Origin of the sequence: Streptomyces sp. SAI-170, assembly GCF_049739565.1 — a bacterium.
Lineage (GTDB): Bacteria > Actinomycetota > Actinomycetes > Streptomycetales > Streptomycetaceae > Streptomyces.
In genome coordinates this window covers 3,527,119-3,543,801 of the sequence record NZ_JBMGQD010000001.1, presented here as the reverse complement: position 1 = coordinate 3,543,801, position 16,683 = coordinate 3,527,119, and the positions used below count along the sequence as shown (strand labels likewise).

Annotated in this window: 15 protein-coding genes; 7 read left to right on the top strand and 8 right to left on the bottom strand. The window is 71.5% G+C overall.

The window, feature by feature from the left end:
- Positions 1-150 precede the first annotated feature (150 nt).
- The 4 genes from RKD23_RS15720 to RKD23_RS15705 all read left to right on the top strand — a co-directional run bounded on the left by RKD23_RS15720 (position 151) and on the right by RKD23_RS15705 (position 4,655).
- Complete coding sequence (locus RKD23_RS15720; RefSeq protein WP_424854230.1) at positions 151-1,161, top strand: polyprenyl synthetase family protein; 1,011 nt, start codon at positions 151-153, stop codon at positions 1,159-1,161.
- A gap of 258 nt (positions 1,162-1,419) precedes the next feature.
- Positions 1,420-2,625: a LolA family protein gene (locus RKD23_RS15715; protein ID WP_424854229.1), complete on the top strand. Its 1,206-nt coding sequence runs from the start codon at positions 1,420-1,422 to the stop codon at positions 2,623-2,625.
- A 163-nt stretch (positions 2,626-2,788) separates the two neighbouring features.
- Positions 2,789-3,793 (top strand): ABC transporter ATP-binding protein, encoded by a 1,005-nt coding sequence (locus tag RKD23_RS15710; RefSeq protein ID WP_424854228.1) that lies wholly within the window; start codon positions 2,789-2,791, stop codon positions 3,791-3,793.
- The gene (locus tag RKD23_RS15705) at positions 3,780-4,655 is read left to right on the top strand and encodes an ABC transporter permease (protein ID WP_424854227.1); all 876 of its coding nucleotides are present in this window, start codon (positions 3,780-3,782) and stop codon (positions 4,653-4,655) included. The genes RKD23_RS15710 and RKD23_RS15705 overlap by 14 nt, the downstream gene beginning before the upstream one ends.
- A gap of 43 nt (positions 4,656-4,698) precedes the next feature.
- On the opposite strand, the gene RKD23_RS15700 is transcribed toward RKD23_RS15705, so the two are convergent.
- Positions 4,699-5,280, bottom strand: a complete 582-nt coding sequence (locus RKD23_RS15700; RefSeq protein ID WP_424854226.1) for a flavodoxin family protein — start codon at positions 5,278-5,280, stop codon at positions 4,699-4,701.
- Between the two features lie 227 nt (positions 5,281-5,507).
- On the opposite strand from RKD23_RS15700, the gene RKD23_RS15695 reads away from it, so the two are divergent.
- Entirely contained in the window at positions 5,508-7,142 is a 1,635-nt protein-coding gene (locus tag RKD23_RS15695) for a tetratricopeptide repeat protein (RefSeq protein WP_424854225.1), read from the top strand.
- Positions 7,143-7,274: 132 nt separating this feature from the next.
- On the opposite strand, the gene RKD23_RS15690 is transcribed toward RKD23_RS15695, so the two are convergent.
- A complete protein-coding gene (locus RKD23_RS15690; RefSeq protein ID WP_424854224.1) occupies positions 7,275-7,766 on the bottom strand; it encodes a VOC family protein in 492 nt (163 codons plus the stop codon).
- A 21-nt stretch (positions 7,767-7,787) separates the two neighbouring features.
- Between RKD23_RS15690 and RKD23_RS15685 the strand changes: the two genes are divergently transcribed.
- Positions 7,788-8,414, top strand: a complete 627-nt coding sequence (locus RKD23_RS15685) for a CGNR zinc finger domain-containing protein (RefSeq protein WP_424854223.1) — start codon at positions 7,788-7,790, stop codon at positions 8,412-8,414.
- 31 nt (positions 8,415-8,445) lie between these two features.
- On the opposite strand, the gene rarD is transcribed toward RKD23_RS15685, so the two are convergent.
- Both rarD and RKD23_RS15675 read right to left on the bottom strand, forming a co-directional pair.
- Positions 8,446-9,369: an EamA family transporter RarD gene (gene rarD, locus RKD23_RS15680; RefSeq protein WP_424858248.1), complete on the bottom strand. Its 924-nt coding sequence runs from the start codon at positions 9,367-9,369 to the stop codon at positions 8,446-8,448.
- A 217-nt stretch (positions 9,370-9,586) separates the two neighbouring features.
- Positions 9,587-10,441: an SDR family oxidoreductase gene (locus RKD23_RS15675; RefSeq protein WP_424854222.1), complete on the bottom strand. Its 855-nt coding sequence runs from the start codon at positions 10,439-10,441 to the stop codon at positions 9,587-9,589.
- Positions 10,442-10,530: 89 nt separating this feature from the next.
- On the opposite strand from RKD23_RS15675, the gene RKD23_RS15670 reads away from it, so the two are divergent.
- Positions 10,531-10,950, top strand: a complete 420-nt coding sequence (locus tag RKD23_RS15670) for a winged helix-turn-helix transcriptional regulator (RefSeq protein WP_424854221.1) — start codon at positions 10,531-10,533, stop codon at positions 10,948-10,950.
- Positions 10,951-11,002: 52 nt separating this feature from the next.
- Here RKD23_RS15670 and RKD23_RS15665 read toward each other — a convergent pair whose 3' ends face one another.
- The 4 genes from RKD23_RS15665 to RKD23_RS15650 form a co-directional block, all read right to left on the bottom strand.
- Complete coding sequence (locus tag RKD23_RS15665) at positions 11,003-12,052, bottom strand: 2-oxoacid:ferredoxin oxidoreductase subunit beta (RefSeq protein ID WP_424854220.1); 1,050 nt, start codon at positions 12,050-12,052, stop codon at positions 11,003-11,005.
- On the bottom strand, positions 12,045-13,973 hold the full coding sequence (locus RKD23_RS15660) for a 2-oxoacid:acceptor oxidoreductase subunit alpha (RefSeq protein ID WP_424854219.1): 1,929 nt from the start codon (positions 13,971-13,973) through the stop codon (positions 12,045-12,047). Before RKD23_RS15660 ends, RKD23_RS15665 begins: the two co-directional genes overlap by 8 nt.
- A gap of 259 nt (positions 13,974-14,232) precedes the next feature.
- The gene (locus RKD23_RS15655; protein ID WP_399649616.1) at positions 14,233-14,904 is read right to left on the bottom strand and encodes a LuxR C-terminal-related transcriptional regulator; all 672 of its coding nucleotides are present in this window, start codon (positions 14,902-14,904) and stop codon (positions 14,233-14,235) included.
- A 328-nt stretch (positions 14,905-15,232) separates the two neighbouring features.
- Positions 15,233-16,582 carry a sensor histidine kinase gene (locus tag RKD23_RS15650; RefSeq protein ID WP_424854218.1) on the bottom strand — a complete coding sequence of 450 codons (1,350 nt, stop codon included), beginning with the start codon at positions 16,580-16,582 and terminating at the stop codon, positions 15,233-15,235.
- Between the last annotated feature and the right edge of the window lie 101 nt (positions 16,583-16,683).

Below are 16,683 nucleotides of genomic sequence, written 5' to 3'. Positions count from 1 at the left end.
CATACCGGCCGTGCCGCAATACCGCCCGGCCTGCGGGGTGGGTGGCGGCAGTGATCGAAACGTGACCGGATACGCTGACTTGAGTGATGGCAGCGACCTATCGACATACCGCGTAATCGCCAGTAGACACCAGCAGACAGGAGACCCCTCGTGACCGTCGTCGGGCCGTTCGGGCTGAGCGTGCGGGACCAGGCTCTGGAAGCCGATGTCCAGGCCGGATTGGCGGCTGTCGAGGAAGGGCTGCTCGAGGCCACCAAGAGCGAGGTGCCCTTCATCACCGAGGCCGCCCAGCATCTGGTGCGGGCGGGCGGCAAGCGGTTCCGGCCGCTGCTCGTGATGCTCGCCGCCCAGTTCGGAGACCCCTACGCGCCGGGCATCGTGCCCTCCGCGGTGGTGGTCGAGCTGACCCACCTCGCCACGCTGTACCACGACGACGTCATGGACGAGGCGTCCGTGCGCCGCGGCGTGCCCAGCGCCAACACGCGCTGGGGCAACTCGGTGGCCGTCCTCACCGGCGACTTCCTCTTCGCCCGCGCCTCGCACATCCTGGCCGACCTCGGCCCGGAGGCGGTCCGGGTGCAGGCGGAGGCGTTCGAACGCCTGGTGACCGGCCAGATCCTGGAGACCGCGGGACCGGCCGACGGGCGTGACCCGGTCGACCACTACCTGGACGTGCTCGGCGGCAAGACGGGCTCGCTGGTGGCGGTCTCCTGCCGGTTCGGCGCCATGATGTCCGGCGCCGACGAGACGGTCGTCGACGTCCTCACCCAGTACGGCGAGCGGCTCGGCGTCGCCTTCCAGCTCGCGGACGACGTCCTGGACATCGCCTCCGACTCCCACGAGTCCGGCAAGACGCCCGGCACCGATCTGCGCGAGGGCATCGCCACGATGCCGGTGCTGCGGCTGCGCGAGCGCGCGGCCCGGCTCGGGCTCGCCGAGGACCTCGCGCTGTGCGAGCTGCTCGACTCCGACCTCACCGACGACACGCGGCACGCCGAGGCGCTCGCCGCCATGCGGGCGCACCCTGCCCTGGAGCAGGCCCGCCGGGACACCGTCCGCTTCGCGGAGGAGGCCCGTGCGGCGCTCGTGCCGCTGAAGGAGTGCGACGCGAAGGCGGCGCTGATGGAGCTGTGCGACGCGGTGGTGCACCGGGCCGGCTGACGCCCCGTCCACCGCGTTCCGCATGAGGGCGGCGCACCCTCGACCCCTACGGGTCGGGGGAGGCGCCGCCCTTACGTGTCATACCGCAGTAGTACACGGAGTTGGCTCCGCGGAGTGACGCCCCGGCGGCGTGCGTTTGGTCAGATGGAGACCAGACGGAAAACACCACTCCTCACCGATTCGGGTGAGAATGGCGGCTCAGAGTGAACAGTGCGCATCGAGCTGAACGGCCGCCGCCGACACGGAGGTAGGGCACACATGGCACCGTACGAATCCGACGAGAGCACCACCGCCGCGGAGTCCGACGACCTGCGCGCGGGCCGACGCAGGGCCGCGCGGTACGTCGTCCCGGTCGCGGTGACCGGCGTCGCGGTGGCGACCATCGGGCTCGTCCCGGCACTGGCCGACTCCGGCAGCCCCGACCTGCCGAAGATCAGCGCCGAGCAACTCGTCCAGAACATCGCCGAGTCGGACACCGAGCAGCTGTCCGGCACGGTCCGCATCAACACCGACCTCGGCCTGCCCGACCTCGGCGGACTGGAGAGCGGCCTGCTGGCCGGCGCCGCCCAGGGCGAGGACGGCGGCGAGGGCTCCGCGGCCGACCCGTCGGCCCGCCTCACCGAACTGGCCACCGGCACGCACACCCTGCGCGTGGCCGCCGACGGCCCCGACCGGCAGAAGGTGTCGCTGCTCCAGGACGCCGCCGAGTACAGCCTCATCCACAACGGCAAGGACGTCTGGGGCTACGACAGCAAGTCCAACGAGGTCTACCACTCCACGACCGCCGGGAGCGGCAAGGCCGAGGACGTGCCCGCCACGCCCAAGGACTTCGCCGAGCAGGCGCTGAAGGCGGTCGACGACACCACGTCCGTCACCGTCGACGGCACCGCCCGGGTCGCCGGCCGCGACACCTACAAGCTGCTGATCAAGCCCAAGCAGTCCGGCAGCACCGTAGGCGCGATCAGCATCGCGGTGGACGCGAAGACCTGGACGCCGCTGAAGTTCACCCTCACCCCCACCAGCGGCGGCGCGGCCGTCGTGGACGCCGGCTTCACCCAGGTCAGCTTCGACAAGCCGGCCGCCTCCACCTTCGACTTCACCCCGCCCAAGGGCGCGAAGGTCACCCAGGACGGCGACCTCGAACACCACGAGGGCGCGCAGCCGTTCGAGACCGAGGAGGACGCCGCCGCCCGCGGCGCCGAGGGCATGAGCACCATCGGCGAGGGGTGGAACGCGATAGCCACCTTCGACACCGGCGGCGAGGGCATCCCCTCCGGCCAGGAGGTCGGCGGCGACTTCGGCGGCTTCCTGGACTCCCTCGGCGACCACGTCAGCGGCAAGTTCGGCTCCGGCACCGTCTTCAAGACCCGCCTGATCAACGCCCTGATCACCGAGGACGGCAAGGTCTACGTCGGCGCGGTCACCAAGGACGCGCTGGTGAAGGCGGCCGAGTCGCAGCGCTGACAGCCGGGGCGCAGCGCTACGGCCGAGCCGCGGCGCTGCGGGCCGAGCGGTAGCGCTGTCGGCCGAGCCGTAGCGAGAAGGGCGGTGCCGCGGTGGAGGGCGTGCGTGCGGGGCAGTGAGTACCGTACGCGCGTACGACGAGTCGAGGGAGCCGGGGGAGCCCATGCGTGAAGCGCCTGCCAGGGAGCCGGAGCAGACCGACGCGGGCGAAGGCGCCCCCGGAGGGAGCCACGCGGGCGACGGCGTCATCGCCACCCGCGGCCTCACCAAGCGCTACCGCGGCGGCCAGCTCGCCGTCGACGGCCTCGACCTGACCGTCCCGGCGGGCAGCGTCTTCGGCTTCCTCGGCCCCAACGGCTCCGGCAAGACCACCACCATCCGCATGCTGATGGGCCTGATCGCGCCCACCTCGGGCACGGCACGCGTACTGGGGCAGCCCATGCCCCGCGCCGCGCGCGCCGTGCTGCCGCAGGTGGGCGCGCTCATCGAGGGCCCGGCGCTGTACGGCTTCCTGTCCGGCCGCGACAATCTGCTGCGCTACGACGCCGCCGACCCCACCGCCGACCCACGCACCCGGCGAGCCCGGGTCGCCGCGGCGCTGGACCGGGTGGGCCTCGCGGCCGCGGCCGGCAAGAAGGCCAGGGCGTACTCCCTCGGCATGAAGCAACGGCTCGGGCTCGCCGCGGCTCTGCTCCAGCCGCGCCGACTGCTCGTGCTGGACGAGCCGACCAACGGGCTCGACCCGCAGGGCATGCGGGAGATCCGCACCCTGGTCAGGGAACTCGCCGCCGACGGCACGACCGTGTTCCTGTCCTCCCACCTCCTCGACGAGATCGAGCAGGTCTGCACCCACGTGGCCGTGATGGCCCGCGGCCGGCTCCTCACCCAGGGCCCGGTCGCCGACCTCGCGGCCGGGGCGCGCGGCCGCTTGGTCGTCACGACGCCGGACCTGGCGGACGCGGCCCGGGTGCTGAAGGAGCAGGGCGTCGGCGATGTGGTGGTCGACGGGGACCGGGTGACAGGTGAGCCGCCGGAGCGGGAACTCGCGGACCTCACCGCCGCGTTGGTCAAGGCAGGGGTGCGGGTGCGCGGATTCGGCGTCGAACGGCCCTCGCTGGAAGAGGCGTTCGTGGCACTGACGGGGGAGGGATTCGATGTCGCAGGCTGAGACCGCCGTCGCCGTGCGGCCGAACCCCCTGTGGACCCTCGGCCTGCTGCGCAGCGAACTCGCGATCACCTTCCGGCGCTGGCGCACACTCGCCCTGCTGGGCGTGCTGGCGGCCGTGCCGGTGCTGGTCGGGATCGCCGTGAAGATCGAGACCGGCGACGGCTCGTCGGTCGGCGGAGGAGGCGGCGAGGGCCCGGCGTTCATCTCGCAGATCACCAACAACGGCCTGTTCCTGGTGTTCACGGGCCTCGCGGCGACCCTGCCGTTCTTCCTGCCGATGGCCGTCGGCGTGGTCGCGGGCGACGCCCTCGCCGGGGAGGCGAACGCGGGCACCCTGCGCTATCTGCTGGTCGCGCCCGCCGGCCGCACCCGGCTGCTGCTCACCAAGTACGCGACCGTGAGCGCCTTCTGCCTGGCAGCTACCCTCACCGTGGCGATGTCCGCGCTCGCGGTCGGCGCACTGCTCTTCCCGCTCGGCGACCTGACGACCATCTCCGGGACCCGGATCAGCTTCGCCGAGGGCCTCGGCCGGGCGGTGCTGATAGCCCTGGTCGTCGCCGCGTCCCTGCTCGGCATGGCGGCGCTCGGACTGTTCGTCTCGACGCTGACCGGCAGCGGCATCGCCGCGATGGCGACGACCGTCGGCCTGCTGATCACCGTGCAGATCCTCGACCAGATACCCCAGCTGAGCGCCCTGCAGCCGTACTTCTTCTCGCACCACTGGCTGTCCTTCGCCGACCTGATGCGCGAGCCGGTCTACTGGGAGGACCTGCGCAAGAACCTCGGCATACAGGCGCTGTACGCGGTCGTGTTCGGCTCGGCGGCGTGGGCGCGGTTCACGGCGAAGGACATCACCGCCTGAGACCGCCCGGGGCCTCGACGCCCCGGACCGGCCTCGGCGCCCGTCAGCTGTCGTACGGGAAGCGGGCGAAGGGTGCCTCCTGCGCGAAGAAGGTCTTCGCGCGGGCCAGGGCCTCGGTGTCGTTCAGCACGTCACCGGGCTTGCTGCCGTTGCCGAGCAGCACGCCGCCGAAGCGCATGCCCATGTACGCGGTCGAGTGGTTGAGGGTGCCGACGAGCGGGTCGGCGACCTCGGTCTCCCGGTGCGCCAGAGCGGTCACGCCCCACAGGGTGCGCCCGGCCATCGTCGCGCGGAAGTCGACGCCGGGGTGACGCAGCCAGCCCGACCAGTAGTCGAGGTAGCGCTTGGCCTGCGCGGAGAGCGAGTACCAGTACAGCGGCGAGACGATGACGAGGTCCGTCGCGGCGAGGGTGGCGTCGAGGAGCAGCTCGACGTTGGGGTCGGCGGAGCGGACGCGGTCGGGGTCGTGCCGCAGGTCCTCGAAGTCCGGCAGGGGGTGGTCGGCCAGGCTGATCCACCGCTGCTCGACGTCCTCGGGGAGCTGCTCGGCGGCGCGGCGGGCCAGCAGCTCGGTGTTGCCGTCGGCGCGGCTGCCGGTGATCAGGAAGAGGAAGCGGCGGGTCATGGGTCCCCCAGGTCTCGGTGTGGTGCCTTGAGCAGGCCTCGCCAGTATATGCACACGCATCTATCTGGCGCGGGCGTCCGGATTTTCGAGTCGGGGGAGGCCTGGACCGGCGCTTGGGACGAGGCTGTGACGTCGTAGTGACGTGTGCAGGGCCGGTGAGCGGAGAGACTCGTCAGTGCGTGTCCGGCGGCGTTCGCGGACACATGTGAGTGGGGGGACCGATGACGATGACACGATCCAGCCGCGGTGAGCAGCGCGAGCAGCCGTACGGTGTCGACGCGCCTGCCGCCGGACCGGCGGCACCGCTCGACGTCCGCGTCACCGCGGCCGGTGCCCTGGTCGACGAGGTGCGGGTGACCGCCGCCTCCGGCGAGGAGATCCAGCGCGCGGTCCTCAAGCACCTGCACACCCTCGCCCGTGCCTCCGGTCGCCCCGTCCTCGCCCTGGTCCACGACGAGCGCATCGGCTACGTCGTCCCCCTCCAGGTCGACCCGGACGGCGCGAGCCGCTTCACGGGGGAGCCGGTCCGGGTGCGGGCCGAGTCGCGACCGGAGTCGCACCGGGCCTCGCAGGACGCGGCACGCCAGGTGCCGGGTGCGACGCCGGAGGGGGAGGAGCCGTCCCGGAGCGGGGTGCCTGGTGGGGAGGTGGCGGGTGCGGGCTCGGCCTCTTCGGTGTCGCCGTCGGCCTCGTCGGTGACGCCGTCGCTCTCGCCTTCGCCGTCGTCGTCCCCGGCCCCGTCGGCTTCGCCGTCGTCGTCCCCGGCCGCCTCAGTCCCGTCGGCTTCCCCGTCGTCGTCCCCGGCCGCCTCGGTCCCGTCTACTTCCTCCGCGCTGTCCCCGGCCGCCTCGGCTTCCTCTTCGCCGTCCCCCGCAGCTCCGGCCCCCTCGCCGTCCCCGGTGTCCCCGTCCCCGGCCGGTGGCTTCGGGCCGCCGCCCGTGATGGGGGTGCCTTCGCGTGAGGTCGAGTCGTGCGGTGGCGGGCAGGCGCCGGTGCGGTCGGCAGGGTCGCCCTATGTCTCGGCGCCGCAGCAGGCCCAGCAGGGGGAGTCCAACCCGTACCTCCGGCCGACGGAGGGCCCGCGCTCGGAGTCGGGCCCGAGCCGGCCGTCCCCGCAGCCGTCCCCGCATCCGACGCCCGCGCCGCTCCCGACCTCTAAGGACCCCATGGCCTCGATGGCTCCCCCCGCTCCGCCGGCCCCGGCTCCCACGGCCCCGGCCCCGCCGGCCTCCGCTCCCACGCCTCCCAGGACCCCGTTGGCGACCACGGCCCCCATGGCCGCCCTGGCTTCCGCGGCCTTCGTGGAGTCCTCCGCCGCCGCTACCTCCGCCACTCCCACCCCGCCCCGAGGGTTCGACGCCATAGCGGAAGCCGTGCTGGACGACGACCAGAGCGTGCCCGGGCCGCTGGCGGAGCCCATGGCCGGGATCAACGAGGCCGTGCGGTCGGGGCAGGTGGAGAGGGCCGCCGAGCTGGCCGGGCGGGTGCTCGGGGAGGCGTCGAGGGCGTTGGGCGATGAGCACCCGGATGTGCTGCGGCTGCGGGAACTGGCCGCGTACATCGCCTACTTGGCGGGAGACGGCGAGCGCGCACTGACGCTGTCGCTGGAGCTGGCCCGGACGCATCGCCGTCGGCGTGACGCCGAGGCCGCCTACAGCAACGTCCAGAGCGCAGCCACGGCTTGGCGCGCGGTGCGCGACCCGCGGCTCGGACTGCACCTCGGTCGCGAACTGATCGGGCTGTGGACCGAGCTGGCGGCCGAGGGCGGCCCCGCGGGCGACGACCTGGAGGAACTGGAGTCGGCCCACGCCCGCATGGGCCGCCTCACGCAACGAGCCGAGCGGGCAGCGCGAGCCGAGTGAGGGGAGCGGGCCGAGCGAGCAGATAGGGCCCGAGGGGACGCAGACCTCTGCCTTCCAGCAAGCGCCCCGCCTCCAGGGCAGGCTCCCGCCTCCAGGGCAGGCGCCCCCGCCTCCAGGGCAAGCTCCCCCGCCCTACTGCACGCAGAACTCGTTCCCCTCCGGGTCCGCCATGACCACCCACTGCCCCGAAGGTTCCTTCACCTCCCGCAGCACGCTCGCCCCGAGTCCCTTCAGCCGCTCCACCTCACCCTCGCGCAGCCCCTCACCCGGGTGCAGATCGAGGTGGAGCCGGTTCTTGCCGGTCTTCGGCTCGGGGACGCGCTGGAAGAGCAGCCGCCGGCCGAGGCCGGTGCCGCTGTCCGGGGCGACGGGGTCGTCGGGATGCCGTACGGCGACCAGGTCCCGGAAGGCCAGACGGGCGTGGAACTCCACGACGGCCTCGCGCGGCAGGGCGCCGAGCTCCAGCAGCCGCTCGATGAGGGCGTTGTTGTCCTCGACCTCGTAGTGGAGGGCGGCGGCCCAGAAGTCGGCCTGGGCCTGCGGGTTCGTGCAGTCGATGACGAGCTTGAAGTGGACGGGCGCCGGGGAGCCGGACCCGCTCGCGGGTACGTCGCTGTCGTTCATGTAACCAGTTATATTGGTTACGTGAGCGAGCGGGCAACGGAAACGCCGAAAGCATCAAGAGCACCTGGTCTGACCCTGGTCTCGCGCGAGGGCAAGCCGTACCGCTTCGACCCCGGTGCCCTGTGCCTGGAACTGCTGACCACGGGCGGCCCGGGAGAGTTCGCGCGGTACGAGGTGCTGCACGAGCCCGCCGACCTGGTGACGTGGGTGGGCCACAGCCGTCTGGCGGAAGGGCTGGAAATCGCCGTCTCCGACGAGGAGCTGAGTGCCGTACGGCACTTCCGCGACGCGCTGTTCCTGCTCACCGCCGACCGTGCGCACGGACGGCCGCTCCAGCCGGGTCATCTCGACGTCGTCAACGCGGCCGCCGCCGAGCCGCCCCTCGTCACCCGCCTCGGCCCCGACGGCTCGACCGCCTGGGCGCCCGGCGCCACGGGCACCCGGCTACTGGCCACGCTGGCCCGCGACGCGATCGAGCTGTTCAGTGGGCCGTACGCCGAGCGCATCCGGGAGTGCGGGGCGCACAACTGCGCGCTGCTGTTCGTCGACACCTCACGCCCGGGCCGACGCCGCTGGTGCTCCATGGAGCACTGCGGCAACCGCGAGAAGGTCCGCGCACACCGGGCCCGCGGCGCGACCAAGGCCTAGCCATTGCCATAGCCATAGCCCCGCCGCACCCCTAGGCCTCCTGCTTGGCCTCCGCAACAGCCACGTCCTCCACCCCGAGCACGCGCTCCTCAGCAGCCACCGCCGCAGCACCCCGCAGAGCCCGCGCCGTCCGTCGAGCTGTCCGGAGCGCATCCCACGTCAGCAGGGTCAGGGCCAGCCACACCAGCGCGAAGCCGGCCCAGCGCTCGGGCGGCATGGCCTCGTGGAAGTAGAAGATGCCGCACAGGAACTGGAAGACCGGGGCGAGGTACTGCAGCAGCCCCAGCGTGGACAGGGGTACCCGGATGGCGGCGGCGCCGAAGCAGATCAGCGGCAAGGCGGTCACCACGCCGGTCGAGGCGAGCAGCGCCGCGTGCCCGGCGCCCTCCGTGCCGAAGGTCATGTCGCCCTGGCCGCTCAGCCACAGCAGATAGGCGAGCGCGGGCAGGAACTGGATCGCGGTCTCGGCGGCCAGCGACTCCAGCCCGCTGAGGTTGACCTTCTTCTTCACGAGCCCGTAGGTGGCGAAGGAGAAGGCGAGGATCAGGGAGATCCACGGCGGCCGCCCGTAGCCGATGGTCAGCACCAGCACCGCGGCCGCGCCGATCCCGACGGCCGCCCACTGCACGGGCCGCAGCCGTTCCTTCAGCAGCAGCACGCCCATGGCGATGGTGACGAGCGGGTTGATGAAGTAACCGAGGGAGGCCTCGACGACCTGTCCGTCGTTCACGGCCCAGATGTAGACGCCCCAGTTGACGGTGATCACGGCGGCGGCGATCGCGATCAGCCCCAGCCGCTTCGGCTGCCGCAGCAGCTCACCGGCCCAGGCCCAGCGCCGTACGACGAGCAGGACGGCGGCGACCAGGACGAGGGACCACACCATCCGATGGGCGAGGATCTCCACCGCTCCGGCGGGCTTGAGCAGCGGCCAGAAGAGCGGGACCAGGCCCCACATCCCGTAGGCCGCGAAGCCGTTCAGCAGTCCTATGCGCTGCTCGCCCTTCGACTCGCCCACGGGTCCTCCTCACCTCGTCGCCGTCACCCGTCCGGACGACGGTAACGCCGAGCACCCCCGGCTGTCATGCCCGTATCGGCATACGGTCATGACAGGCCGAGGGTGTCCGGCGTTCGCGCAGGTCAGATCAGGTCGGATCAGGGCAGGTCGAGTCGGGTCAGCCCTTGAGGGCGTCCGCGACCGCCTGCTCCAGCGACGTGGTCGGACGCCCGGCCAGCCGGGACAGGTCGCCGGTGGACACCACCAGCTCGCCCTTCTCGATGGACGCGTCCACCCCGGCGAAGACGGCGGCGAGCGGCTCGGGCAGCCCCGCGCCGGTCAGGATGCCGGTGAACGCCTCGACCGAGACCGGGTGGTACGCGATCTCCCGGCCGGTCTGCCGGCTCAGCTCGGCGGCGTACTCGGCGAACGAGAAGGCCGTGTCGCCGCCCAGCTCGTAGGTCTTGTTCTCGTGGCCCTCGCCGGTCAGCACCGCGGCCGCGGCGGCCGCGTAGTCGGCGCGGGAGGCGGCCGAGACACGGCCCTCGCCGGCGGCCTGCACGACGGCGCCGTGCTCCAGGACGGGGGCGAGGTGCTCGGTGTAGTTCTCGAAGTACCAGCCGTTGCGCAGCAGTGTGTAGGGCACGCCGGAGCCGAGCAGGATCTCCTCGGTCGCGCGGTGGTCGTCGGCGAGCGCGGCGGTCAGGGAGCCGGGGGCGCTGGTGTAGGCGAGCAGGGCGACGCCCGCAGCCTTCGCGGCGTCGATGACGCCCTTGTGCTGGGCGGGGCGGCCCTTGTCGAACTCGTTGCCGGAGATCAGCAGCACCTTGTCGCCGGCCGCGAATACTCCGGCGAAGGTCTCCGGGGCGTTGTAGTCCGCGACCGCCAGCTGCACGCCGCGCTCGGCGAGGTCGGCGGCCCGGGCCTTGTCCCGCACGACCGCGGTGATCTGCTCGGCCGGGACCTTCTCCAGCAGCTGCTCCACGACGTGACGGCCGAGCTTTCCGGTGGCTCCGGTGACGACGATGCCCATGGTTCCTGTCTCCTTCGGTGGGGTCTGACACTCACCCTAGGAGAGGCGCTAACTATTCGTAAGTACCCACTTTGAAGTAAGGTACTGGTATGGCAGTAAGCACCCACCAGTTCAGCCCCGAAGGCAAGGCCGACCCCGAGGCCATGTGCCCCCACCGCCTCGTCCTGGAGCACGTCACCAGCCGCTGGGGCGTCCTCGTGCTGATCGCCCTGCTCGACCGCTCCTACCGGTTCAGCGAGCTGCGCCGCGAGATCGGCCGGAGCGGCCGGGGCGTCAGCGAGAAGATGCTGACCCAGACCCTGCAGACCCTGGAGCGCGACGGCCTGGTCCACCGGGACGCCAAGCCGGTCATCCCGCCCCGCGTGGACTACTCCCTCACCGAGCTGGGCCGCGAGGCCGCCGAGCAGGTACGTGCCCTCGCCGGCTGGACCGAGCGGCGTATGAGTGCCGTGGAGGAAGCCCGTAAGACATACGACGAGGCCCGGACGACGGACGTCCGGGCCTCCTGAAAACAGCCTCCTGAAACAGGCCTCCTGAAACAGCCTTTTGAGAACGGACGGGTCAGCCGACGACCGTCCAGGTGTCCCCGCCCGCCAGCAGCGCCGCCAGATCGCCCTTGCCGTTCTGCTCGACGGCCGTGTCGAGCTGCTCGGACATCTGGGCGTCGTAGACCGGCCGTTCGACCGAGCGGAGCACGCCGATCGGCGTGTGGTGCAGGGTGTCCGGGTCGGCCAGCCGGGACAGCGCGAAGGCGGTGGTCGGGGAGGCGGAGTGGGCGTCATGGACCAGCACGTCCGCCTCGTTCTCCGGCGTCACCGTGACCACCTGCAGATCACCGGTCGCCCGGTCCCGTACGACCCCCTTGGTGAGGTCCGTGCCGAAGCGGATCGGCTGCCCGTGCTCCAGCCGGATCAGCGCCTCGTCGGCGGAGTCCTTGTCCTTCAGGGCGTCGAAGGCGCCGTCGTTGAAGATGTTGCAGTTCTGGTAGATCTCGATCAGCGCCGTGCCCGGATGGGCGGCGGCCTGCCGCAGCACCTCGGTCAGATGCTTGCGGTCGGAGTCGATCGTGCGGGCCACGAAGGACGCCTCCGCGCCGAGCGCCAGCGACACCGGGTTGAAGGGCGCGTCCAGCGAACCCATCGGCGTCGACTTGGTGATCTTCCCGACCTCGGAGGTGGGGGAGTACTGCCCCTTGGTGAGGCCGTAGATCCGGTTGTTGAACAGCAGGATCTTGAGGTTCACATTGCGGCGCAGCGCATGGATCAGATGGTTGCCGCCGATGGACAGGGCGTCCCCGTCACCGGTCACCACCCACACGCTCAGGTCTCTTCGCGAGGCGGCGAGCCCCGTCGCGATGGCCGGGGCGCGGCCGTGGATGGAGTGCATGCCGTACGTGTTCATGTAGTACGGGAAGCGCGACGAGCAGCCGATGCCGGAGACGAAGACGATGTTCTCCCGGGCCAGACCCAGCTCCGGCATGAAGCCCTGGACCGCGGCGAGGATCGCGTAGTCACCGCAGCCGGGACACCAGCGCACTTCCTGATCGGACTTGAAGTCCTTCATGGACTGCTTGGCCTCGGCCTTGGGGACCAGCTTCAGTGCCTCAGTCATCGATGGCCTCCTTCAGGGCCCTGGCGAGCTGCTCCGCCTTGAACGGCATCCCGTTGACCTGGTTGTACGACTGGGCGTCCACCAGATACTTCGCCCGGATCAGCGTGGCGAGCTGGCCGAGGTTCATCTCGGGCACCACCACACGGTCGTAAGCCCTGAGCACGTCACCGAGGTTGCGCGGGAACGGGTTGAGGTGACGCAGATGGGCCTGCGCGATCTCCTGCCCGGCCGTCCGCAGCCGCCGTACCGCCGCGGTGATCGGGCCGTACGTCGAACCCCAGCCCAGCACCAGCGTCCGCGCGCCGTGCGGGTCGTCGACCTGGAGGTCGGGCACCTCGATGCCGTCGATCTTGGCCTGGCGGGTGCGGACCATGAAGTCGTGGTTGGCCGGGTCGTAGGAGATGTTCCCGGTGCCGTCCTGCTTCTCGATGCCACCGATACGGTGCTCCAGACCCGGCGTGCCCGGCACGGCCCACGGACGGGCCAGGGTCTGCGGGTCGCGCTTGTACGGCCAGAAGGTCTCGGTGCCGTCGTCGAGGGTGTGGTTCGGGCCCTGCGCGAACTGCACCTGGAGGTCGGGCAGCTCGTCGGTGTCCGGGATCCGCCACGGCTCGGAGCCGTTGGCCAGATAGCCGTCGGACAGCAGGAACACCGGAGTGCGGTACGTCAGCGCGATCCGGGCCGCCTCCAGCGCCGCGTCGAAGCAGTCCGCCGGGGTGCACGGGGCGACCACCGGGACCGGCGCCTCGCCGTTGCGGCCGAACATCGCCTGCAGCAGGTCCGCCTGCTCGGTCTTGGTCGGCAGACCCGTCGACGGCCCGCCGCGCTGGATGTCCACGATCAGCAGCGGCAGCTCCAGCGACACCGCGAGCCCGATGGTCTCCGACTTCAGCGCCACACCGGGGCCGGACGTCGTCGTCACCGCGAGGGAGCCGCCGAAGGCCGCGCCCAGCGCCGCACCGATGCCCGCGATCTCGTCCTCGGCCTGGAAGGTGCGCACACCGAAGTTCTTGTGCCGGCTCAGCTCGTGCAGGATGTCGGAGGCCGGCGTGATCGGGTACGAGCCCAGGAACAGCGGCAGGTCCGCCTGCCGGGAGGCCGCGATCAGCCCGTACGCCAGCGCCAGGTTCCCGGAGATGTTGCGGTAGGTGCCCACCGGGAAGGCCTTCGCCGCCGGGGCCACCTCGTAGGAGACCGCGAAGTCCTCGGTCGTCTCACCGAAGTTCCAGCCCGCGCGGAACGCCGTGATGTTCGCCGCCGCGATCTCCGGCTTCTTCGCGAACTTCGACGTCAGGAACTTCTCCGTGCCCTCCGTCGGCCGGTGGTACATCCATGACAAGAGGCCGAGCGCGAACATGTTCTTGCTGCGCTCGGCCTCCTTACGGGTGAGGTCGAAGTCCTTCAGGGCCTCCACCGTCAGTGTGGTCAGGGGGACCGGGTGGAGGTGGTAGCCGTCCAGCGACCCGTCCTCCAGCGGGTTGCTGTCGTAGCCGACCTTCTGCATCGCCCGTTTGGTGAACTCGTCGGTGTTGACGATGATCTCCGCGCCGCGCGGCAGATCCCCCACGTTCGCCTTCAACGCGGCCGGGTTCATCGCCACCAGGACGTTCGGTGCGTCGCCGGGCGTGAGGATGTCGTGGTCGGCGAAGTGCAGCTGGAAGCTCGACACACCGGGCAGGGTGCCGGCGGGCGCCCGGATCTCGGCAGGGAAGTTCGGCAGCGTCGACAGGTCGTTGCCGAAGGACGCCGTCTCCGAGGTGAAGCGGTCACCGGTGAGCTGCATACCGTCACCCGAGTCCCCCGCGAACCTGATGATCACCCGGTCGACGCGCCGGACATCCTTCGCCCCGGCCGGTTTGCGCTGCTCTCCTACGACGGCTCCGTCGGCCTGTTCCGCTGGACTGCTGACCCTACTGGTCACTGAACTGGACCTCCTTCGAGGCGGCTGTCGGGGAGCGGCCTTCCCGCAGGCCTTCCCAGGATCAACCCTACGTCCGTAAGGGTCGCCTTCCCTGGACCATTCGCGCGACGATCACCGCATCGAGCACATCCGGCCCCCGTACGCGCCCTCGATCCGGCGCCCTGCCATGTCATCTCGTCCTCGCCCCCCGGCGTCGCTGCTGAAGACGTGCACCGCTCATCGTTCGGTTCTGGGCCGGGCCCCGGCTCGAGGACGGGGCTCAGGAGTTCAGATAGGTGAGCACGGCCAGCACCCGCCGGTGATCGCCCTCGCTCGGGGAGAGCCCCAGCTTGAGGAAGATGTTGCTGACGTGCTTCTCGACCGCGCCGTCGCTGACCACCAGCTGCTTGGCGATCGCGGAGTTCGTGCGTCCCTCGGCCATCAGCCCCAGCACCTCCCGCTCCCGCGGGGTGAGTCCCGCGAGCACGTCCTGCTTGCGGGAGCGCCCCAGCAATTGCGCGACCACCTCCGGGTCGAGCGCCGTACCACCCCCGGCTACCCGCACCACGGCGTCCACGAACTCGCGCACCTCGGCCACCCGGTCCTTCAGCAGATAGCCGACACCCCGGCTGGAGCCGGCCAGCAGCTCGGTGGCATAGCGCTCCTCGACGTACTGCGACAGCACGAGGACGCCGAGCCCCGGATGCGACTGACGCAGCCGTACGGCGGCCCGTACGCCCTCGTCGGTGTGGGTCGGCGGCATCCGCACGTCCGCGACGACCACGTCCGGCAGCGCGCCCTCGGCGTCCAGCTCGGTGATGGTCTTGATCAGCGCCTCGGCGTCCCCGACCCCGGCGACCACGTCGTGACCGCGGTCGGTCAGCAGCCGGGTCAGGCCTTCTCTGAGCAGCACGGAGTCCTCAGCGATGACTACGCGCACTCTGTTCTCCACGTTGTTCGGTCCCCCCGTGCCCTGGCTCTGCCCGTACGGTTCTCAAGCATTCCAGGGAATGGGGGGCGGCGGGGGAAAGTAAGGGGGGAAGTAAGGGCAGCGGGGCGGAATCCGGTCAGCCCCGCCGGGGGAGTAGGGGCAGCGAGGGCTGATCCGGTGACTCCCGCCAGGGAAGTACGGGGAGCAGGGGCTGCATCCGGTGAGTCCCGGCAAGGAAGTACGGGCAGCGAGGGCGGAATCGGGTCAGCCCCGCCAAGGAAGTACGGGCAGCGAGGGCGGAGCCCGGTCAGCGCCGCCAAGGAAGTACGGGCAGCGGGGCGGAACCGGGTCAGCCCCGCCAGGGGAGTTCGGCCGTCACGGTCGTCGGGCCGCCCGTGGGGGAGTCCACCACCAGGATGCCGTCCACCGCGTCCAGCCGTTCCGCCAGACCCGCCAGGCCGGAGCCCCGGCTCGCGTCGGCACCGCCGACACCGTCGTCCGTCACCTGGAGCATCAGCCGGCTCTCGGCGCGCCACACGTCCACCGAGGCCGACCGGGCCCGCGCGTGCTTGCTGATGTTCTGGAGCAGCTCGGAGACGGTGAAGTAGGCGATGCCCTCGATCGCCGGGGCCGGCCGGGACGGCAGGTCGACCTCGACCGTGACCGGGACCGTGCAGCGGGAGGCGACCGCGGAGAGCGCGGCGTCCAGGCCGCGGTCGGTGAGGACGGCCGGGTGGATGCCGCGGGCGAGGTCACGCAGCTCCTGCAGCGCGGTCTTCACCTCGCCGTGCGCCTCGTCCACCATCCGCGCCGCCGTCCGCGGGTCCTCGGCCAGCTTCTCCTTCGCCAGCCCCAGATCCATCGCCAGCGCCACCAGCCGGGCCTGCGCCCCGTCGTGCAGATCCCGCTCGATCCGCCGCAGATCGGCCGCCGCCGTGTCCACCACGACCCCCCGGTCCGACTCCAGCTCCACCACCCGCGCCGACAGCCGCGACGGCCCGAGCAGACCGTGCACCAGCAGCCGGTCCACCATCGTCAGCGCCCGTACGATCCACGGCGTGGCCAGCGTGATCAGCAGCCCGATCAGCGCGGTCACCCCGATCTCGAAGGGGTTGTCCAGGTAGACCGAGTGCGTCTCGTCGCCGTACAGCTGAAGCCCGTCCTGACCGGCGTACGCCGGGAACACCCAGAACCACAGCGGATACGTCAGCATCGCCCAGCCGTACGACCAGAACGCCACCGACACGGTGAAGGAGAACACCGCCCACGGCAGGTGCAGCACCGCGTACAGCAGCTGCCGCCAGGACGAGCCGCTCTTGAACACGGCGCCCATCCACGCCATCAGCCCGCTGCCGCGCATCCGCAGCGGCTCGGGGTCGGCCACGTCCGCCCGCAGCAGCGCCCGCGCCCGGGCCCGCTCCATCGCCCCGAGCCCCCGGCACCCGGCGAGCGCCGCCGCCAGCACCGGGATGCCGAGGAACGTCACCAGCAGCCCCGCCCCGAGCGACACCATCGTCACGGCGTACGTGAACATCAGCACGCTCACCGGCAGGCTCAGCAGCACATAGCCCAGCTCGCGCCAGTGCCGCGCCTCGAACGGCGCCCGCAGCCCGGCGGGCAGCCGGCGCCGCCCGCGCCCGTAGCGCTGTTCGTACCCGGTGTCGCCGTACCCGGTGTCCCCGTACCGCGTGGTGGCCATCGCCCGCCGTCCGTTTCTGCTCGATGCTCGCTGCTCGCGGATTCCTGCTGTTCTACGTCCAGCCTGTCGGCCCGGCGCGCTACGGACCATGGAGGCCGTCG